Source organism: Exiguobacterium sp. SH1S21, assembly GCF_004337175.1.
Lineage (GTDB): Bacteria > Bacillota > Bacilli > Exiguobacteriales > Exiguobacteriaceae > Exiguobacterium > Exiguobacterium aurantiacum_A.
The window spans coordinates 51,538-71,973 of sequence record NZ_SJUY01000008.1; the positions used below are offsets into that span (position 1 = coordinate 51,538).

The window sequence follows — 20,436 nt, forward strand, 5'->3', positions numbered from 1 at the left end:
AATAGCTTCTACCCTAAGGAGGAAATTAACTATGGCAGTAAAAGTTGGTATTAACGGATTTGGACGTATTGGTCGCTTGGCATTCCGCGAGATCATCAAGAACGAAGGAGTCGAAGTTGTTGCAATCAACGACTTGACTGACACGAAGATGCTTGCTCACCTTCTCAAATATGACACGACACAAGGTCGTTTCGACGGAGAAGTTGAAGTACACGACGGTCATTTCCTCGTAAACGGCGAGAAAGTCGTTACACTTGCTAACCGTAACCCAGAAGAACTTCCATGGGGCGAGCTCGGTGTTGACATCGTCCTCGAATGTACTGGATTCTTCACAGACAAAGAAAAAGCGGAGCTTCATTTGAAAGCTGGCGCGAAAAAAGTTGTGATCTCGGCTCCGGCTACAGGTGACATGAAGACAGTCGTTTACAACACGAACCACGAAATCCTTGACGGTTCTGAGACAGTAATCTCTGGTGCTTCTTGTACAACAAACTGCTTGGCGCCAATGGCGAAAGTTCTCCAAGATCAGTTCGGAATCATCGAAGGTCTCATGACAACAATCCACGCTTACACTGGCGACCAAAACACGCTCGACGCTCCACACCCTAAAGGTGACTTCCGTCGTGCACGTGCGGCAGCAGCGAACATCGTACCGAACACAACTGGTGCGGCTAAAGCGATCGGCCTTGTTATCCCAGCACTTCAAGGTAAACTTGATGGCGCAGCACAACGTGTACCAGTTGCAACTGGTTCATTGACTGAGCTCGTAACAGTTCTCGAGAAAACAGTTTCTGTTGACGAAATCAACGCAGCAATGAAAAAAGCAGCGAACGAGTCATTCGGTTACACTGAAGACGAAATCGTATCTTCTGACATCGTCGGAATCACTTACGGTTCACTCTTCGATGCGACACAAACGAAAGTCATGACAGTCGGCGACAAGCAACTTGTTAAAACAGTTGCATGGTACGACAACGAAATGTCATACACTGCACAATTGGTTCGCACACTCAAGCACTTTGCTGAAATCGCGAAGTAAGTTCGTGAACTAAATAGAACCAAATAGGAGCGGAAACAAGAGATTGTTCTCCGCTCTATTTATGAAATTGACACGCACGACATATGGAGGCGAAGGTTTATGAACAAAAAGTCTATTCGTGACATCGATGTAAAAGGGAAGCGCGTCTTTTGCCGCGTTGACTTCAACGTTCCACTTAAAGATGGCGTCATTCAAGATGAAACTCGGATTCAAGCAGCTCTCCCGACGATCAAGTTTTTGATCGACGGTGGCGCGAAAGTGATTTTGGCGAGCCACCTCGGCCGTCCAAAAGGCGAGAAAAATCCTGAGTTCTCACTTGCACCAGTTGCAAAACGTCTCGCTGAACTTCTCGGCAAAGACGTACAACTCGTAGAAGAGGCGTATGGCCCTGTCGCAGAAGAAGCTGTTTCAAAACTTGGTGAAGGCGACGTCGTCGTTCTCGAAAACGTCCGTTTCTACCCTGGTGAAACGAAAAATGATCCAGAACTTGCTAAAGGCTTTGCGGCGCTCGCTGACGTCTTTGTCAACGATGCGTTCGGTGCGGCTCACCGTGCCCACGCTTCGACAGAAGGGATCGCACAAAACGTCGACACGGCAGTTTCTGGTTTATTGATGGAGAAAGAACTTGAAGTGCTCGGCAAGGCACTCTTGAACCCGGATCGTCCGTTCACGGCAATCATCGGCGGTTCAAAAGTAGCGGATAAGATTGGGGTCATCGACCACCTTCTTGACATCGTTGACACACTCATCATCGGTGGCGGACTCTCGTACACGTTCTCGAAAGCACTCGGGCACGAAGTCGGAACGTCACTCCTTGAAGAAGACAAGCTCGACCTCGCTCGTCAGTTCATGAAAAAAGCAGAAGACAAAGGCGTGAAGTTCTTGATGCCGGTCGACTGTGTGATTGCGAAAGAATTCGGCGAAGAAACATACGTCGGACCAGTCGATATCGACTCGATCCCTGCGGATCACATGGGTCTCGACATCGGACCGAAGACGGTCGAAATTTACGCGGAAGCGATTCGCGAATCGAAACTTGTCGTTTGGAACGGACCGATGGGCGTATTCGAACTCGATAAATACGCTAACGGAACGAAAGGTGTCGCTCAAGCACTCGCAGACAGCGACGCGTATTCAATCATCGGTGGTGGCGACTCAGCCGCGGCAGCAGCCAAATTCGGCCTCGCTGACAAGATGAGTCACATCTCAACTGGTGGCGGCGCTTCACTCGAATTCATGGAAGGCAAGAAACTTCCAGGCGTCGAAGCGTTGAACGACAAGTAAAACTGAGGAGGATTATCGATGCGTAAACCGATTATTGCAGGTAACTGGAAAATGAATAAAACACTCTCGGAAGCGGTCGCTTTCGTAGAGGAAGTTAAAAACAATATCCCGTCAACGGACAAAGTTGACGCGGCGATTGGTGCACCAGCAGTATTCTTGGCCCCAATGGTAGAAGCGGCTAAAGGATCGAACTTAAAGCTTAGTGCGCAAAACATGTACGACAAAGACAGCGGGGCATACACAGGTGAAACGAGCCCGGCGATGATCGCCAACCTCGGCGTCACTTACGTCATCCTTGGACACTCGGAGCGCCGTGAGTACTTCGGCGAGTCAGATGCGTTCATCAACAGCAAAACGAAAAAAGCGTTCGAACACGGTCTTACGCCAATCGTTTGTGTCGGTGAAACACTTGACGAGCGCGAAGGCGGCAAGTTCGAAGAAGTCATCAAGACGCAAGTCGAAGGTGGCCTCGCCGATCTTTCAGCTGACCAAGTCAAACAACTCGTCATCGCGTACGAGCCAGTTTGGGCAATCGGTACTGGCAAATCAGCGGACGAAGCAGACGCGCAAAGCTCATGCAAATACGTTCGCGACGTTGTAAAAGGCCTTTACGGTGAAGACGTGGCGGCTGCGGTTCGCATCCAATACGGCGGTTCAGTCAAACCTGAGAACATCAAGGAGTATATGGCTCAAGAAGACATCGACGGCGCACTCGTCGGCGGTGCTTCACTCGAAGCTGCTTCGTTCCTCAAGTTGTTGGAGGCGATTTAAATGGCAAGACCTGTCGCCCTTATCATCTTAGATGGTTTCGGTATGCGGAACGAAACGTTCGGTAATGCGGTCGCTGCGGCGAACAAACCGAACTTCGACCGTTTCTGGGAGCAGTATCCACACACGCTTTTAAACGCGCAAGGTGAGTACGTCGGTCTCCCGGAAGGTCAGATGGGCAACTCGGAAGTCGGTCACTTAAATATCGGTGCCGGCCGAGTCGTCTATCAGTCACTTTCACGCGTCAACAACTCCATCAAAGACCGGTCGCTCTTCGACCGTCAAGCAATGAACCATTTGGCTGGACATGTGAAGAAGTATGATTCAAGTCTCCACATCATGGGACTCGTCTCAGACGGCGGGATTCACTCGCACATTCAACATATGTTCGCCATCGTCGAGTTCGCGAAACTCCACGGCATTGAAAAAGTATTCATTCACGCTTTCACGGACGGCCGTGACTGTGATCCGAAATCAGGTGCAAGCTTCCTCGAACAGACGGAAGCGAAGCTCGCTGAACTCGGTGTCGGTCAAGTCGCTAGTGTGTCTGGACGTTACTATGCCATGGACCGCGACAACCGTTGGGAGCGCGTCGAGAAAGTTTACGACGTCCTCGTCAACGCGAAAGGCGAAGTCGGAACGAATGCGGTCGACGTGCTTAAGCAATCGTACGCAGACGGTTTGACAGATGAGTTCGTCTTGCCGACGGTCATCGAGAAAGACGGTCAACCGGTCGCGACGATCAAAGACAACGACGCGATCATGTTCTTCAACTTCCGTCCGGACCGGGCGATCGAACTCGCGAAAGTGTTCAAAGAGAAGACAGGCTTCAAAGGATTCGAGCTCTCGAGCGCGCATCCGGAGAACGTCTTGCTCGTCTCGATGACGAAATTCTCGGATGAGATCGATACGGATATCGTCTTCCCGCCGGAAGATTTGAAAAACACGCTCGGCGAAACACTCGCCGCGCAAGGGTACAAACAGCTCCGCGCCGCGGAAACTGAGAAATACCCGCACGTCACGTTCTTCTTGAACGGACAACAAGAAACACCGTTCGAAGGTGAAGATCGCTTCCTCGTCCCGTCGCCGAAAGTAGCGACGTACGACTTGAAACCGGAAATGAGCGCATACGAGCTCACAGAAGGTCTTCTCGAGCGAATCGAATCAGACACGTACGACGCGTACATCATCAACTACGCGAACCCGGACATGGTCGGTCATTCCGGCATGCTCGAACCGACGAAAAAAGCGGTCGAAGTCGTCGACGAATGCCTCGGTAAAGTGGTGGACGCACTACTCGCCAAAGGCGGCGCGGCGATCATCACGGCGGACCACGGGAACGCTGACCTTGTCACGAACCCGGACGGCTCACCGATGACGGCCCATACGACTGAACCAGTACCATGTATCGTCACGAAGCCAGGCGTTGAACTGAAACCAGTTATGAAAGGTTCGCTTTGCGACCTCGCGCCAACACTCTTACACCTTCTTGGTGGAGAGCAACCGGCTGAAATGACCGGTACGTCAATCGTTACGAAGTAACATTAACTTTCCAAACAAAAAGGAGCGATTTTTATGTCAATGATCACAGAAATTTACGCACGCGAAATTTTGGATTCACGCGGTAACCCAACAATCGAAGTAGAAGTATTCACAGAAGACGGCGGCTTCGGTCGTGCCCTCGTCCCATCAGGCGCATCAACTGGTGAGCACGAAGCAGTCGAGCTTCGCGATGGCGACAAGTCACGTTACCTTGGTAAAGGCGTACTCAAAGCCGTTGCTAACGTAAACGACACAATCGCACCTGAACTCATCGGCTACGATGTTTTCGACCAAAACGCACTCGATGCGAAAATGATCGAGCTCGACGGTACGAAAAACAAAGGTAAACTCGGCGCAAACGCGATCCTTGGTGTCTCAATGGCAGCAGCACACGCGGCAGCAGACGAGCTCGGCCTTCCACTTTACACGTACCTCGGTGGATTCAACGCGAAGACGCTTCCAACTCCAATGATGAACATCATCAACGGTGGTTCGCACGCTGACAACAACGTTGACTTCCAAGAGTTCATGATCATGCCTGTAGGCGCGCCAACGTTCCGTGAAGCGCTCCGCATGGGTGCAGAAGTATTCCACGCCCTCAAATCAGTTCTTTCTGGTATGGGTCTTAACACAGCTGTCGGCGACGAAGGTGGTTTCGCACCAAACCTTAAGTCGAACGAAGAAGCGATCACAGTTATCCTTGAAGCGATCGAAAAAGCTGGTTACAAAGCTGGCGAAGACATCTACCTCGCAATGGACGTTGCATCGTCTGAGTTCTACGACAAGTCGACTGGCAAGTACGAACTCGCTGGCGAAGGCAAGTCAATGACGACTGCTGAGCTTGTAGACTTCTACGCTGAGCTCGTTGACAAGTACCCAATCATCTCAATCGAAGACGGTTGCGACGAAAACGACTGGGACGGCTTCAAATTGCTTACTGACAAAATCGGTCACAAAGTTCAGCTCGTTGGGGATGACCTCTTCGTAACGAACACTGAGAAACTTGCTGAAGGTATCGAAAAAGGCATCTCGAACTCGATCCTCATCAAAGTTAACCAAATCGGTACGCTCACAGAAACATTCGACGCGATCGAAATGGCTAAAAAAGCTGGCTACACAGCAGTTATCTCGCACCGTTCTGGTGAAACAGAAGATGCGACAATCGCTGATATCGCAGTTGCGACAAACGCTGGTCAAATCAAAACAGGTTCACTTTCACGTACAGACCGTATCGCGAAGTACAACCAACTTCTCCGCATCGAAGACATGCTCGGCGATGTAGCGAAATACGACGGCATCAAGTCGTTCTACAACCTCAAAAACCTCAAAAAATAATTGATGATTGTTTCAGGTCCGCCTTATGGCGGGCCTGTTTTTTTGTGGAGGGGGGAGAAGGCGTTCATCAGACGGCGGGACGCTTTCCTGGGGTGATGCGGATGCCTCCGCAGCGCCTTCGCGCTTTACGGGGTCATCCTTGCATCACTCTCCCCAAGGAGTCGCCCACCGTCTGATTTCCGTCCGAGCGGCACCGTGACTCTTGCAGGAAAGCAATCGCGCGGAGACCCCGCAAGCGCGTAAGCGCGAGGAGGCTCCGTGGATTGCCTGCAGAAAGCATCGGTGCCGCCAAGACGGAGCGCATATCCCTTCGCATTTCCGGGAATAGACTAGTGTAGGTAAAAGGAGGCGTTCGTCATGATGATCAGCGGCTTTCTCCTTCTTCTCATTGCGCTCGGTGTCGGCGGGTGGTTCCTGTATAAGTATATGGACGATCGGAAATGGTCGTGACGCATGTCACGGCCGTTTTTTACGTGCGTGAAAGTCGAATTTTTGGGTATAATCATCTACATAATGAAAAAAGGAGATACGTTCATGAAACGTGTACGCAAAGCCATCATCCCAGCCGCCGGGCTCGGCACGCGCTTCTTGCCGGCGACGAAGGCGATGCCAAAAGAGATGCTCCCGATCGTCAACAAGCCGACGATCCAGTTCATCGTCGAGGAGGCGGTCGCCTCAGGCATCGAGGACATCATCATCGTGACCGGGAAGAACAAACGTGCCATCGAGGACCATTTCGACCGGGCCATCGAGCTCGAACAAAACCTCGAGTCGAAAGGGAAGACGGAGCTGCTTGAGTCGGTCCGCCACTCGTCAAACCTCGCCAACATCCATTACATACGCCAACAGGAGCCGAAAGGACTTGGCCACGCGATTTGGTGTGCCCGCAAGTTCATCGGTGACGAACCGTTCGCCGTCCTTTTGGGCGATGATATCATCGAGGCGGAAGTGCCGGCGACACGCCAGCTCATCGAGCAGTACGAGATACATGAACGCTCGATCATCGGGGTCCAACGTGTCCCGTATGAAATGACGAATCGATATGGTATAATTGACCCGCTTGCCGTCGAAGGGAAGCTCATCCCGGTGCGGACGTTCGTTGAGAAACCGCCCGCCGGGGAAGCGCCCTCGAACCTCGCCATCCTCGGCCGCTACATTTTGACGCCTGACGTCTTTGAGGCGTTATCGGCCCAAGAGGTCGGTACCGGGGGCGAGATCCAATTGACGGACGCCATCGCGCGCTTGAACGAGGCGCAGACGGTGTTCGCCTACGAATTTGACGGCCGTCGCTTTGATGTCGGGGAACCGATCGGCTTTATCGAGGCGACGATTGCCTATGCGTTATGCGACCCAGATTTAAAAACCAACGTCCATCAGCTCTTGAAACGGTTCGTGGACGAACTCGAACAACAGTAAGGTGTGTTATTTTTGAAAACAATGTTAATGGTGTGTCAAAACTATTATCCGGAGATCGGCAGCGCCGGCAACCGGATGCAAAATATTACGCATCTCATGAAAGAACGCGGCTACGAGGTCGAGGTCATCACGGCCGCGCCGTCGTATCCGAACTTCAACTTGTATAAAGACGACCGGTTCTGGAACGACGTGGAGCTGAACAACCAACCGTTCATCAAGCGGTTGATCACAAAACAGCGGAAGCATACGTCGAACATGTTGAGCCGGCTCGCCTTGTTCCTCGAACAGATGATCAAAGGTGTCGCCGCCGTCAGAGCACTCGATACGAAACCGGATGTCGTCTTCGCGACGACCCCGTCTTTTTTTATGGCGTTCGTCGGGGTGTATGCGAAGCGAAAACATGGCGTCCCGTTCGTACTCGACGTCCGTGACCTGTGGCCGGAGTCGGTCAAAGGTGTCGGTGTGTTCAAGTACGACTGGATGCTCACGCCCGCGTTTTGGTTCGAGAAACGTCTCTACAAGTCGGCCGATGCGATCATCATCAACTCGGAAGGCTTCCGCAGCTATTTGCGCCAACGTGGTGTCGACAACGGCATGATCCACTATATGCCGAACTCGATCCGTGTGAGCGAGCGCAACTTGGAGCGGACCGTTCCCGAAGACGACCGGATGGAGATTTTATACGCCGGCAACATGGGGCTTGCCCAAGACGTGTCGCTGTTGCTTGAACTCGCGGAGCGGTTCCGCGACGAGCCACGCGTCCACTTCAAGCTGATCGGCTACGGTTACCGGAAGAACGAATTGAAAGCAACGATTAAAGCCCGCGGATTCAAGAACTTCCTCTTCCTCGAGGCGATGCCACGGACGGAGGCGTTCCAAGCGATCAAAAATGCCGACGTCGCGTTCGTCAGCTTGATCGACCAAGACGTGTTCGACACGGTCATCCCGGGTAAATTAATCGATTATATGGCGGTCGGTAAACCGATCGTCGCTGCGGTGTCAGGCCATGCGGCGAATGTCATCGAAGCGGCGGAAGTCGGCTACGTGTCACGGAAGCGTGACATCGACGAGATTGAACAGTCACTCCGGACATTGCTTGATCGTCCGGACCTGCGCGATAAGTTCGGGGCGAACGGCATCCGTTACGTGAAAGACAACCTGTGCTGGGAAAACAATATACACGTCCTCGATGACGTGATCGACAAGTTAATGATGGAGGAACAACGATGAAGGTATGTATGTTTGTTTGGAACCACTTTACGAATGACGCCCGTGTCCTTCGCGAATGCTCGGCGCTCGCCGAGGCGGGGTACGAGGTCGATTTGATCGCCTTGCAAGACCCTAAAAACAAAGAGCTTCCGGCCGAAGAGATGCGCCCCGAAGGTTTCCGTGTCATCCGTGTGAAACGTCAGCCGTCGATTCTCGTCAACGGGATGAAGGCGTTGAAATCAGTCCGGACGTGGGTGTCGAAGAAGAAGACGCGCCAACTCGGGGCTGGACTCGTCGGGGCGGGATTAGTCATCCTCGCGCCACTGACGATGCTCGGTCTCGGCGCGGCAGCGGGTGCGATTTTGCTCCCGCCGGTCCGTAAAAACATCGTCAACGCGAGCGCGATGCTCGAGATGGTGTTCGCCTCGACGAAAAAGTCGTACGACTTCTATCACGCGAACGACTTGAACACGCTCCCGCAGGCGTTGATCGCCGGCAAACTCGTCAATAAAGGCAAGATCGTCTACGACTCGCATGAGGTTCAGACCGACCGGACCGGTTACGGCTACATCCAAAGTAACCTTGAGGGCTGGTTGTTGCCATACGTCGACTCGATGATGGTCGAGAACCATACTCGTGCGGCGCACAACGAAGAGTTGTACGGTTTCTATCCGTACGTGCTCCATAACTATCCGTTCTACCGTCCGCTCGACTTCTCGCTCCGGAAGGACTTGCACGCCTTGCTCGACTTGCCGCAAGACGAGAAGATCTTGCTCTATCAAGGCGGCGTCCAAGCGGGACGCGGTCTCGAACAACTCGTCTTGGCGGCGAAAGACTTTAAAGAAGGCACGCTCGTCATGATCGGCGACGGGAAATTGAAGCCGGTCATCAAACAGATGATCGAGGACGAAGGCGTCAGTGACCGCGTCAAGATGATTGATAAAGTACCGGTCGAGGCGTTACCGTACTACACGATGAACGCATATCTCGGTTTCCAGGTCTTGAACAACGTCTGCTTCAACCACTACTCGGCGTCATCGAACAAGCTGTTCGAATACTTGATGGCCGAAGTGCCGGTCGTGTCGTGTGACTTCCCTGAGATCGAACGTGTCGTCGCCGGCAACGACGTCGGTGTCGTCGTCGACTCGCATGACCCGAAATCGATTGCGGAAGGCGTCAACCGCCTGCTCGAAGATCAAGAACTTTACGCCCGTGTCAAAGAGAACACGAAGACGGCGCGCGAGAAATATAACTGGGATTTGGAAAAAGAGGCACTCTTGAACGTCTACGAAAACGTCGCAGACCGCAAGTTGCCGATTATGAAAGACGGTGCGCCAAAGCCAGTACAACATTAAGACTGCGGCTTTTGCCGCGGTCTTTTTTATATGCAAAATGGAAAGGGGATTTTTTATGAAACGTCAGCAACAACATCTTTTGCGTCAACAAGTTTGGCAAAAACTTCAATCGATCTCGTTAAAGGACATCGCCTGGATCATCGCCGGGTCGTTCATCCTCGCTTTCGGGGTCAACTATTTCACCGTCCCGAACGACTTCTCTGAAGGTGGCCTGCTCGGGGTCACGATCATCTTGTATTACGTGTTCGGTTGGGACCTCGGCTTCACGTCAATCATCGGGAACGGTCTATTGTTTATCGTCGGCTATAAGTTGCTCGACCGCCGAACGATGATCTATTCCGTCGTCGCCGTCGTCTCGACGTCGCTCTTCCTCAGCTTGACCCATAACTGGGGCAGTCCGGCCGAGGATAAACTGCTCGCGGCGGTTTATGCCGGGATCTTGATCGGTGTCGGCATCGGCATGGTGCTCCGTGTCGGTGGGACGACCGGGGGCGGTGTCATCATCGCCCGGCTCATGGAACGCTATCTGCACTTGAGCGTCGCCGTGTCGATGTTCATTATCGATGCGATCGTCGTCGGGGCGTCGGGCTTCTTCCTCGGGGAACAAGTCGTGCTCTATACGCTCATCGCCATCATCATCGGCTCGTGGGTCATCGACCTCGTCGCCGAAGGGTTGAACATCCGGAAAGCCGTCACGATCATTAGCGACAAGCACGAAGAGCTCGCCGCCGTCTTGACGGAGACGCTCGGCCGCTCGGCGACGATCATCCACGGTCACGGCCATTATTCGAAGCAAGATAAGAACATGTTGTACATGATCGTCGACAAGCGCCAAGTCGGTCCGCTCAAGAAAATCGTCGAAGTGACCGACCCGCGTGCGTTCGTCGTCATCCACCAAGTGAAAGAAGTGATCGGGGAAGGGTTCAGCTACCCATCCCGTTAATTTGAAAGCTGGCGTTTTTATCACAACTTCTATATAATAAGAAGCGTGTAAAAAGAAGGAGGAACTGACTATTATGCAAACGATCGCTACAATCAGCCTGCTCGTCGTGGCTGTTTTATTGATTGTCGTCGTACTGCTCATGTCAGGTCGGTCGCAAGGTCTTGGGGCGATTGCAGGTGGCGCGGAGCAGTTGTTCGGCCGCCAGAAAGCACGCGGCTTTGACGCTGTTTTGAACCGAACTGCAGCTGTACTAGGCACATTGTTTTTCATTTTAGGATTACTAGTCGCATCACTATGATGAAAGGCTGATCGTTCTCGGTTTTTACGTGAGGCGGTCAGCTTTTGTTTTTTTGCATTATTTTTTGGGAATAATGGAATGTATGAGGAGTTGACTTGGACGATGAAAGTGAGTGCACCGAAACCGTTCTTCTTCGAAGGCGGACCACGTGCCGTGTTAATGTTGCATGGCTTTACAGGATCGAGCGCGGACGTCCGCATGCTCGGTCGTTTCCTACAAAAAGAAGGCTACACGTGCATGGGACCCCAGTACCGGGGACATGGCGTCCCACCAGAAGAGTTGCTCGAATTTGGACCGAACGACTGGTGGCAGGACGTCCAAGACGCCTACCACGCGTTGAAAGACAAAGGTTACGCCGAGATCGCCGTCTGCGGCCTATCGCTCGGTGGCGTCATGTCGCTCCGTCTCGCTTCAGAAGCGAGCGTCAAAGGTGTCGTGCCGATGTGCGCACCGACTGAAATCGATGCCGAGGACCGATTGTATAAAGGAGTCCAGGCGTACGCCCGAGAATATAAATCAAGGGAAGACAAATCGACCGAACAAATCGAACGGGAGATGGCGGACTTCAAACCGATGCCGACACTCACCGATTTACGTGCGTTCGTCGAGGAGACGACGTCTCGGCTCGAAGATATCTTCGTCCCGGCGCTCGTCATCCAAGGAGCGAAAGACCGCATGGTCGATCCTCAATCTGCACACGAAATCTACGAGGCGATCAACGCGTTCCAAAAAGAACTGCTCATGTACGAGCATTCGGGACACGTGATCACCCTCGACAAAGAAAAAGAGAAACTGCACCAGGACGTGCTCGATTTTCTCGAAACGTTAGACTGGTCAGTGTGAAAAAGGAGGTGTCACGTTGAATTTACGTGACCAACTACTAGAGATCATCCAGTCAAGCGACAAAGCGCTGACTGTAGACCAATTGACCGAGCGTCTCGCGCTCGAGTCGACGGATGCCTTTAAAGAGCTCATCCGCACCTTGAACGAACTTGAAGCGGAAGGCTTGATCGGCCGGACGCGGACGAACCGTTACGGCACGCTCGCCGTGCTCGGCCAAGCGGCCGGGATCATCTCGATCCACCAACGCGGCTTCGGCTTCTTGTCGGTCGAAGGCGAGACAGAAGACGTGTTCTTGCCACCGGACCAATTGAAAGACGTCTATCACGGCGATACGATCCTCGTCAAAAAACGCGAGGACAACCGCGGCAAGACAGAAGGCGTGTTGCTCAAAGTATTGAAGCGCGGCCTATCTGAATTTGTCGGGACGTACACGCTTCCGAGCGGCCGCCTCGACCAGTTCGCCTTCATTGAACCGGACGACAAACGCATCAACTTCTGGCCAATCGTCAACACGGATAAATCGCTCGGTGCCGTCGAAGGACACAAAGTCGTCGTCCGCATCACGAAGTATCCGGATGGACGTTTCGCCGGAGCGTGTGACGTCGTCCGTATCATCGGACATAAGAACGACCCTGGCGTCGACATCTTGTCGATCGTCTACAAGCACGGCATCCCGACGGAGTTCCCGGAAGACGTCATCGACCAAGCGAACGCCGTGCCGGAAGAGGCGGACGAGAAAGACTTCATCGGCCGTGTCGACCTGCGTAACGAGACGATTTTCACGATCGACGGCGAAGACGCCAAAGACTTGGACGATGCCGTCCACGTCAAGAAACTGAACAACGGCAACTATGAGCTCGGTGTCCACATCGCCGACGTGTCACACTACGTGAAGGAAGGCTCACCGCTCGACGTCGAGGCGTTCGAGCGCGGGACGAGTGTGTATCTCGTCGACCGCGTCATCCCGATGTTGCCGCACCGCTTGTCGAACGGGATCTGTTCGCTCAACCCGCACGTCAACCGCCTGACGCTCAGCTGTGTCATGGAGATCTCGCCGCAAAACGGGAAAGTCGTCAGCCATGAGCTGTTCCCGAGTGTCATCAAGACGACGGAGCGGATGACGTATACGAACGTCCGTGAAATCATCGAACGTGACGACGAGGAGACGCTCGCGCGCTACGAGCCGTACATCGGTGAATTCGACCTCATGGCCGAACTCGCGGAAGTTCTTCGGTCGCGCCGTAACTCGCGCGGTGCCATCAACTTCGACTTCGCCGAGGCGAAAGTCATCGTCGATACGGAAGGGAAAGCAGCCGATATCGTCTTGCGCCCACGCTCGGTCGCCGAGAAGTTGATTGAAGAGTTCATGCTCGCGGCCAACGAGACGGTCGCCGAACACTTCCACAAGATGGACGTCCCGTTCATCTATCGTGTGCACGATAACCCGAAATCAGACAAGCTCGATTTCTTCTTCGACTTCGTCGCCAACTTCGGCGTGCATATCGAACGGTTCAAAGGCCAAAAAGTCGAACCGAAGACGCTTCAGAAGATCTTGAAAGCGATCGAAGGGCAGCCGGAAGAGCCGGTCATCAGCACGATCATGTTGCGCTCGATGCAACAGGCGAAGTATGACGATGTCTCGCTCGGTCACTTCGGTCTTGCGACCGATTTCTATACGCACTTCACGTCGCCGATCCGTCGTTACCCTGACTTGATCGTCCACCGTCTCATGCGGACGTACGCCTTCAACCAGGACTTATCGGACAAGACGATCGCCAAGTACGAGGAACGTCTCAGTTCGATCGCCGAACAGACGTCGAGACGCGAACGTCGCTCGGTCGATGCTGAACGGGAGACGCAAGCGCTCAAGAAAGCCGAGTACATGGAGTCACGTCTCGGTGAAGAGTTCGACGGTGTCGTCAGCGGCATCACGAACTTCGGGATGTTCATCGAGCTCCCGAACACAATCGAAGGGCTCGTCCGTCTGCAAACGATGGATGATTACTACCACTTCGACGAGTCACAGCTCATGTTGCTCGGTGAGCGGACGAAACGTCAGTTCCGGATTGGTGACTCGGTCCGAGTCAAAGTCGACGCCGTCAACCTAGACGAGCGCACGATCGACTTCACGGTCGTCGGTATGCCGAAACGGGAACAGACGCGTCGTCGTCAACCGACGACGATCAAAGCGACGGAAGGTCGTCCGAAGAAAGACGATAAGCGCGGTGGACGCGGCCGTGACGACAAACGTCCGAAACGCGGCAAGCCTGGACAACCGGGAAAACCGGGTCAAGCGGGCAAGCCGAGTAAGCCGGGCGAGAAGCCGAAATCGTCGCAAGGACGTTCGGCGCTCGATCTGAAGAAACAAGACGGTCAAAAACGAACAGGCGACGCGAAACGCGGAGCGAAGAAACGTCGCTGACGGGAGGGGGAGACCCCTTCCGTAATTTGATATAAAGGACTGAGTAATATGGCCAAGAAGAAAGATTCGAACGCGCTCGCGCAAAACCGAAAAGCGTCTTTCGATTATGCGATCGAAGATACGATTGAAGCCGGCATGGTGTTGACCGGGACCGAGATTAAATCGGTGCGCCAGTCGAAAATCAACATCGCCGACGCGTATGTCCGCTTTGACGGTGGCGAGGCAACGCTTCACAACTGTCATATCAGCCCGTTCGAGCAAGGGAACCGGTTCAATCACGAGCCGCTCCGTATCCGAAAGCTATTGTTGCATAAAAAACAAATCAACCAGCTCATCGGCGCACAAGGCCGGGACGGGTATACGATCATCCCGCTCAAAGTGTATCTCAAGAACGGCTTCGCTAAATGTCTCCTCGGCATCGGGCGCGGGAAGAAGAAGTATGACAAGCGCGATGACTTGAAGAAGAAAGACGCGAAGCGTGACGTCGACCGGGCACTCCGGGACCGGCAAAAATACTGACAGCGAGACCTGATTGTGGTATAGTAGTGATAGTACCAATTACCACCTCGGGGACGTTATGGATTCGACGGGGGTAGGTCGGTCGTATGTGGCGTGTCGAGGGGTCGGCCTCGTTAAAACGCAAACGCCTATAACTGGCAAAACTAACACACAACTCGCAGCAGCCTAAGTGCCCTGCGGATCCTGACATCCATCGCTTGTGTGGATGATTATCAGGGTCTCAAACTAAGCAAGCTACGCTTCAACCTCGCCGTCTGAGGGCGCGAAGAAGAGATGAATCAGACTGGATGCGACAACGCCTGTTTATCGGCAGTGTCACATCGAGATCCAATAGATAAACTACACACGTAGAAGCATGCGTTACGATGCCTTCGGACGCGGGTTCGACTCCCGCCGTCTCCATTTTTAAGCAGTCTACAATGACTGGAATCAATGACTTTTAATGAAGACCTTCTAATTTCATTGAGATTAGAAGGTCTTTGATTTTAATGGAGCTATTAAATTAAAGCAGGTGAAAAGAATGGGAAAATATCAATTAGATCATAAAAGTAAAGTGGCTGCTGCCAAGTATCAAGACGGTAAAAAACCAGCTGTTTCGAATAAAAAAGAGAAGCTTAATCAGATTCGAGAAGCATATTTGCAGAAGAAAAACGACAAGAAAGCTTAACTGACTTCAAGTGTTCTACCGTAAGAAGTTGAAATACATTAAGAGGGTCATCCGTGCGTATTTTATGCATGGGTGGCCCTCTTCTTATTTCTCCATTTGCTAATCAGATTCGATTTGATTCTCACCACAAGTTAAACAAATCGGCATCAATAGAATCACTTCTGGCTTAGAATATGAATATTCTGAGTGCGGTTATAAGCTCTCAGATGATGAGTGTGCTCAACCGCATGAGTCATCCACGACAGTATCATATTTAGACTTGATCGATAAACTACACACGAAGAAGCATGCGTTAACGATGCTTCAGGACGCGGGTTCGACTTTCGCCATCTTCATTCTTTAAGGAAAGACCTTTATGCAGTCTTTCTTTTTTTATGGTGAGTATTTTTTAATTATATATTGGAAAATAACCAAGCATACTATAATGTAAAGGTGACAATTGTAAATTTTATGAATATGAATTTAATTGATTTTAAGGAGTGAGATTGATTGTTTGAAAAAAGTGAATTAATAGGGAATCAAAATAATAATCCAGACAATATAAATGAAAGTCCTGTTAAGGATAAGTTTTACATTAATGATGAGGATCAAAAAATATTATTTCATTTTGAAACCCTTCTCCCTGATACTTCTTCTAACAATACAATTTATATGCATACATTAGACTGGGCTTTGAATAATAAAGATATAAAAAATCTAGCAATAACAGGAACTTATGGGTCAGGTAAAAGTAGTGTTTTAAAGTCTTTTTGGAGTAATTTCAATGGGAAGAAGAAAGTGCTAGAAATTTCAGCTGCGACATTCATTGATATGGAAGAACTTGATTTAAAAGAAGGTAGTCTAAATAATACCATCACTCAAAATAAAGTAGTTAACATGTTGGAACACAATATTATGCAGCAGATGTTTTATAAAGTAAAACCTCAAAGAATCCCAGACTCTAGATTTAATAGAATACAGTCTAAGAGTGTCTTTCAAACTATCATTGATTTTATAATTATATTTATTGCCTTATTTGTTACTTTTTTGTCTCTTAAATATGAACTTTACATTGATTTGTACAAAAATATTACTAATTTCGGATTAAATACTACACAGACTCTCTATTTAATATTATTTTTACTTTTTACATTGTTTACAATCTATCGAATAATAACAGTTACAAAGAGTTTTAAAATTAAATCGTTAGGAGTAGGAAAATCAAGTATAGAATTGAACACTGAAGGGACCAATACTGTTTTTAATAAATACTTAGATGAAATAATATATTTTTTCAAAAAAAATGATTACAGTATTGTCGTATTTGAAGATTTAGATAGGTTTGATAATCTAAATATTTTTGAAAGACTAAGGGGATTGAACCAACTTTTAAACCAATCGGAAGAATTAAACGAAAAATCGATAGTGTTTATATATGCTTTAAAAGATGATATTTTTTCATCAAACGATCGCATTGAAGAAATTCAAAATAGAACTAAATTTTTTGACTTTATAATTCCTATGGTGAAAATAATGCATTCATCAAATTCAGAAAGTATTCTTCTTAACAAGCTTGATAATTTTCTTAAACACGAGGAATCTGATTCAGATGGAATTTCAAAAAAACTAATTACAGATGTCTCGTTTTTTATTAGTGATATGAGAGTGCTCAAAAATATTTGTAACGAATATTTGATATTTAGGAGCGCACTCAACAATTCTGGTATAGTACAAAACAAACTGTTTGCCATAATTGTATATAAAAATATTTATCCTAAGGATTACTCAGAATTACTATATACTAAAGGGAATTTAGTAAATGTTTTCAAATCCAAAAATATAATTTCAAAAAAAATCTTAGAAATAAAAAAGGCAGAGGTACAAAAGAAAACTAAATTACTTTATGAGATTGAAAATGAATTTTTAGATGAATTAGACGAGTTAGCAATGGTTTATCTAAGAAAAGTAGAATTTTTAAATACATCTAATGAGATACAGCTAAATAATAAAATATTTAAAATGTCTTCTAAAAGTGAAATGATAGAATTTATGAACTTAGTTCAACAATTAGATCCTCTCTCTGAGCAGAATATAAGAAATAGACAAAATGGTATGAATTTACCTTTAAAAAAATTCCTAACTGCAAATGGAAAAGCAATTAGTATCCAAAAGAGAATAGAATTTATTAAGTCTAAAAATGATTCCGTAGTTGATGAGTTGAATGCCTCTATCGATAAACTTCAACGAGAAATGAAAGAAATCTATTCTTACTCTTTTTCTGAGTTTTTAAGACATACTCCAATTGATGAAGTAAAAGAAATCGAAATGATCCTCAAAGATATGGAACTTCTCAATGTATTACTTCTTCAAGGGTGGATTGATGAGAACTATGAGGAATATGTTACTTATTTTTATGAAGGTGCGATGAGTCTGGAAGATTTAGAGTTTTTAAAGAAAGTGAGACTTAACCAGAAAGCTAATTTCAATTTCGGGTTAAAGTATGTTAACGAAGTTCAAAAGAAATTAGAAAAAGAGCATTTTGAAACAGAAACTATTTTAAATTTCCATTTGTTTTCTTATCTTTTGAAAAGAAATATCAACGAAGAAGTGTTAATGAAAAAACAATTCTTTTTAGAGTTTTTATCAAATAATTTGGTAACAAACAAAGTGGTTAGAGAATTTATAATAGGTTTCATAGATTACTGTGATACTGAAGATTTATTAAATGAAGAAAAGATATTTTTAAATGAATTGGCATCTTTAAACTATAAATTATGGACTTCAATTGAAAGTGAATTACAATCTAAAACAAAAACAAAACAATTTTTCTTGAAACTGTTTGATAATATTCCTACCGATTTGATTGTTAAGATGGATTATAATGATAATATTAAAAACTTTATAGAAGAAGATGCAGACTTTTTATTTTGGTGGGAAGGGTCTGAAAGTTTTAGTAATGAAAATAAAATTAAATTGAGTGAACTGTTAAGCGGTTTAAATGTAAAGTTTACGACGCTTAATTCTCGTAACAATTCTGAACTATTGATTGAGTCCCTTATAGAAGCAAATGCCTATGAAATAACTAGTAGTATTATTCAAACTTTTGTCACCCATGCTGAAAATTCTAGTTCAAATATTGATTATAAGAGTATAATTTTTCATCCCTCGGAGAATCTTCGAGAACGAATTGAAGAAAATATAAATCAATTTGTAGAAGATGTACTTTTAATTCATGAAACGTACGTAGAAGAAGAGGAACAAGTCATTAAACTTCTAAACAACGATAAAATATTTAATGGGTTAAAAATTAATATTTTAGAAAAATGGAACGGACAGATTACTCTATTAGACTCGCTCGAGGTCGATTTAGAGATATACTTAAAAATTATCGAGTTGAAAAGAATTAAGAACTCATGGGAAAATTTTTTTCACTTTTATACGAATGTAGGCGACCATAAATATCAGTATTATATGGATGAGTTTATCGATTCTCTTGATAATCCAGATAGACTCTCAGATACATTTAATCTCTTTATTCAAGACTTAGGACAAAAGAAATTGAAACCTTCTGAAGAAAACGGCCTAAACAATTTGTTAATTGCTATTGCTAACTCTAATATTTTTTCTATTTATCAATTAACAACATTTTTAAATGATTTATTGCATAATCTTCAGAATGAAACAGTTAAATCAACTTTTAATTTGTTAGTAAAGAGTAATTTACTTCCTTGGAATGTGGATTACTATAACTTCTTCAAAACAAATGATGAGCCTACTGTAGGCGAACGATATCTAATTAATTTTGTTGATGACAATTTTGTTGATAAAGTCATATCATTAGAAGAAGATTTAAATTTATTTGCTAAGATCATTGAATCTTCAGACATTGATTTAAAGATTAAATTAGAACTATTATTTACCTCTTTGGAAAATGGAAGGGTTTTGAACTCTACTATTATTTTCTGGTATTTGAATGAATTCAGAAAAACTGATTTTTCTTTTGAAGATTTCAATTTGCAATATACCGATATTGAAAATCTTCTCACTGTGTCGGAATTATCTCAAGAGGATAGAGCACTAATATTTATGGCAATATTAGAGTCTAATATCTTCGAGAAAGAATCTTTAATAGAAGCTTTAAAAGCAATGCCAAAGCCTTTTTCTGAACTAACCATTATTCGCAATAGAAATATTGTATTTAAAAATAATGAGATAGTATTGAACTTAATGAATATGTTATCTGAGAGAAAGTTAATTGCTAGTTTCAAAGTTTTGGATTCAGATATAGTAGTAAATAGCAAAAATAAGTTTTCCTAATTTTTGTGACTGTTGCATTATCTCTATACTAAAAAATTAAGAAACAGTTTAATTTGCCCGGAAAACTTTTGTCGTCACTTTAAGAGTAGCTGTATGGTTTGAACATTTGAAGCTACTTAAAAGAAAAAATGACATCATCATTTTATTCGACTTGATGAAAAAAGTTGAAATTCAAAATGGACTACAAAGACATAAAACGAGTCGAACCTCACTGATCAGGTTCGACTCGTTTTCAGTTATTGAATCCTCACCACAAGTTAAATAAATCCGCAACAATTGCATCACTGCCATCTTGGAACATGAACAAGCCGAGTGCAATCAACAAACCTCCGATGACGAGTGTCCCGAACCGCATCAGTCCGTTCGTGTTCTTTTTGAATAGGCCGCGAATCACGAGCCAGCCACCGATCAACAGCATCAAGAAATACCAAAATCCCATAGCCATTCCTCCTCCGAATGTAGTTGGCTTTAGTTTACATATATTTTCCAATGCATACTGT

The 20,436-nt window shown here is 47.3% G+C and carries 16 protein-coding genes and 1 other RNA gene; 16 read left to right on the forward strand and 1 reads right to left on the reverse strand.

Annotation, left to right across the window (positions count from 1 at the left end; all coding sequences use genetic code 11):
- Window positions 1-31 precede the first annotated feature (31 nt).
- The 16 genes from gap (at window position 32) to EVJ24_RS11515 (ending at window position 19,936) form a co-directional block, all read left to right on the forward strand.
- On the forward strand, window positions 32-1,039 hold the full coding sequence (gene gap, locus EVJ24_RS11440) for a type I glyceraldehyde-3-phosphate dehydrogenase (RefSeq protein ID WP_071397954.1): 1,008 nt from the start codon (window positions 32-34) through the stop codon (window positions 1,037-1,039).
- 99 nt (window positions 1,040-1,138) lie between these two features.
- Window positions 1,139-2,323: a phosphoglycerate kinase gene (locus EVJ24_RS11445; RefSeq protein WP_131441400.1), complete on the forward strand. Its 1,185-nt coding sequence runs from the start codon at window positions 1,139-1,141 to the stop codon at window positions 2,321-2,323.
- Window positions 2,324-2,341: 18 nt separating this feature from the next.
- Window positions 2,342-3,094 carry a triose-phosphate isomerase gene (gene tpiA, locus EVJ24_RS11450; protein WP_070328703.1) on the forward strand — a complete coding sequence of 251 codons (753 nt, stop codon included), beginning with the start codon at window positions 2,342-2,344 and terminating at the stop codon, window positions 3,092-3,094.
- Entirely contained in the window at window positions 3,095-4,633 is a 1,539-nt protein-coding gene (gene gpmI / locus EVJ24_RS11455; protein ID WP_131441401.1) for a 2,3-bisphosphoglycerate-independent phosphoglycerate mutase, read from the forward strand.
- A 33-nt stretch (window positions 4,634-4,666) separates the two neighbouring features.
- Entirely contained in the window at window positions 4,667-5,968 is a 1,302-nt protein-coding gene (eno, locus tag EVJ24_RS11460) for a phosphopyruvate hydratase (RefSeq protein WP_070328705.1), read from the forward strand.
- A gap of 534 nt (window positions 5,969-6,502) precedes the next feature.
- The gene (gene galU, locus EVJ24_RS11465) at window positions 6,503-7,384 is read left to right on the forward strand and encodes a UTP--glucose-1-phosphate uridylyltransferase GalU (RefSeq protein WP_131441402.1); all 882 of its coding nucleotides are present in this window, start codon (window positions 6,503-6,505) and stop codon (window positions 7,382-7,384) included.
- A gap of 21 nt (window positions 7,385-7,405) precedes the next feature.
- Window positions 7,406-8,614, forward strand: coding sequence for a glycosyltransferase family 4 protein (locus tag EVJ24_RS11470; protein ID WP_236637648.1), 1,209 nt, complete (start codon window positions 7,406-7,408; stop codon window positions 8,612-8,614).
- Window positions 8,611-9,948, forward strand: a complete 1,338-nt coding sequence (locus EVJ24_RS11475) for a glycosyltransferase (RefSeq protein WP_201740374.1) — start codon at window positions 8,611-8,613, stop codon at window positions 9,946-9,948. The genes EVJ24_RS11470 and EVJ24_RS11475 overlap by 4 nt, the downstream gene beginning before the upstream one ends.
- A gap of 55 nt (window positions 9,949-10,003) precedes the next feature.
- On the forward strand, window positions 10,004-10,891 hold the full coding sequence (locus tag EVJ24_RS11480; RefSeq protein ID WP_233589577.1) for a YitT family protein: 888 nt from the start codon (window positions 10,004-10,006) through the stop codon (window positions 10,889-10,891).
- A 73-nt stretch (window positions 10,892-10,964) separates the two neighbouring features.
- Complete coding sequence (gene secG / locus EVJ24_RS11485) at window positions 10,965-11,189, forward strand: preprotein translocase subunit SecG (protein ID WP_012726902.1); 225 nt, start codon at window positions 10,965-10,967, stop codon at window positions 11,187-11,189.
- 102 nt (window positions 11,190-11,291) lie between these two features.
- On the forward strand, window positions 11,292-12,032 hold the full coding sequence (locus tag EVJ24_RS11490; protein WP_131441404.1) for an alpha/beta hydrolase: 741 nt from the start codon (window positions 11,292-11,294) through the stop codon (window positions 12,030-12,032).
- 16 nt (window positions 12,033-12,048) lie between these two features.
- Window positions 12,049-14,454, forward strand: a complete 2,406-nt coding sequence (rnr, locus tag EVJ24_RS11495; RefSeq protein ID WP_131441405.1) for a ribonuclease R — start codon at window positions 12,049-12,051, stop codon at window positions 14,452-14,454.
- A 48-nt stretch (window positions 14,455-14,502) separates the two neighbouring features.
- The gene (smpB, locus tag EVJ24_RS11500; RefSeq protein WP_070328710.1) at window positions 14,503-14,973 is read left to right on the forward strand and encodes an SsrA-binding protein SmpB; all 471 of its coding nucleotides are present in this window, start codon (window positions 14,503-14,505) and stop codon (window positions 14,971-14,973) included.
- A gap of 49 nt (window positions 14,974-15,022) precedes the next feature.
- Window positions 15,023-15,378, forward strand: a transfer-messenger RNA (tmRNA) gene (gene ssrA, locus EVJ24_RS11505).
- A gap of 115 nt (window positions 15,379-15,493) precedes the next feature.
- Window positions 15,494-15,640, forward strand: coding sequence for an alcohol dehydrogenase (locus tag EVJ24_RS11510; protein WP_131441406.1), 147 nt, complete (start codon window positions 15,494-15,496; stop codon window positions 15,638-15,640).
- Window positions 15,641-16,129: 489 nt separating this feature from the next.
- The gene (locus tag EVJ24_RS11515) at window positions 16,130-19,936 is read left to right on the forward strand and encodes a YobI family P-loop NTPase (protein WP_131441407.1); all 3,807 of its coding nucleotides are present in this window, start codon (window positions 16,130-16,132) and stop codon (window positions 19,934-19,936) included.
- Between the two features lie 247 nt (window positions 19,937-20,183).
- On the opposite strand, the gene EVJ24_RS11520 is transcribed toward EVJ24_RS11515, so the two are convergent.
- Window positions 20,184-20,375 carry a hypothetical protein gene (locus EVJ24_RS11520; RefSeq protein WP_131441408.1) on the reverse strand — a complete coding sequence of 64 codons (192 nt, stop codon included), beginning with the start codon at window positions 20,373-20,375 and terminating at the stop codon, window positions 20,184-20,186.
- Window positions 20,376-20,436: the final 61 nt, after the last annotated feature.

Excerpts from the sequence above, each read along its gene's own strand:
- gap (WP_071397954.1), top strand. The coding sequence starts at position 32 with ATGGCAGTAAAAGTTGGTATTAACGGATTTGGACGTATTGGTCGCTTG.
- EVJ24_RS11445 (WP_131441400.1), top strand. The coding sequence starts at position 1,139 with ATGAACAAAAAGTCTATTCGTGACATCGATGTAAAAGGGAAGCGCGTC.
- tpiA (WP_070328703.1), top strand. The coding sequence starts at position 2,342 with ATGCGTAAACCGATTATTGCAGGTAACTGGAAAATGAATAAAACACTC.
- gpmI (WP_131441401.1), top strand. The coding sequence starts at position 3,095 with ATGGCAAGACCTGTCGCCCTTATCATCTTAGATGGTTTCGGTATGCGG.
- eno (WP_070328705.1), top strand. The coding sequence starts at position 4,667 with ATGTCAATGATCACAGAAATTTACGCACGCGAAATTTTGGATTCACGC.
- galU (WP_131441402.1), top strand. The coding sequence starts at position 6,503 with ATGAAACGTGTACGCAAAGCCATCATCCCAGCCGCCGGGCTCGGCACG.
- EVJ24_RS11470 (WP_236637648.1), top strand. The coding sequence starts at position 7,406 with ATGTTAATGGTGTGTCAAAACTATTATCCGGAGATCGGCAGCGCCGGC.
- EVJ24_RS11475 (WP_201740374.1), top strand. The coding sequence starts at position 8,611 with ATGAAGGTATGTATGTTTGTTTGGAACCACTTTACGAATGACGCCCGT.
- EVJ24_RS11480 (WP_233589577.1), top strand. The coding sequence starts at position 10,004 with ATGAAACGTCAGCAACAACATCTTTTGCGTCAACAAGTTTGGCAAAAA.
- secG (WP_012726902.1), top strand. The coding sequence starts at position 10,965 with ATGCAAACGATCGCTACAATCAGCCTGCTCGTCGTGGCTGTTTTATTG.
- EVJ24_RS11490 (WP_131441404.1), top strand. The coding sequence starts at position 11,292 with ATGAAAGTGAGTGCACCGAAACCGTTCTTCTTCGAAGGCGGACCACGT.
- smpB (WP_070328710.1), top strand. The coding sequence starts at position 14,503 with ATGGCCAAGAAGAAAGATTCGAACGCGCTCGCGCAAAACCGAAAAGCG.
- EVJ24_RS11510 (WP_131441406.1), top strand. The coding sequence starts at position 15,494 with ATGGGAAAATATCAATTAGATCATAAAAGTAAAGTGGCTGCTGCCAAG.
- EVJ24_RS11520 (WP_131441408.1), bottom strand. The coding sequence starts at position 20,375 with ATGGGATTTTGGTATTTCTTGATGCTGTTGATCGGTGGCTGGCTCGTG.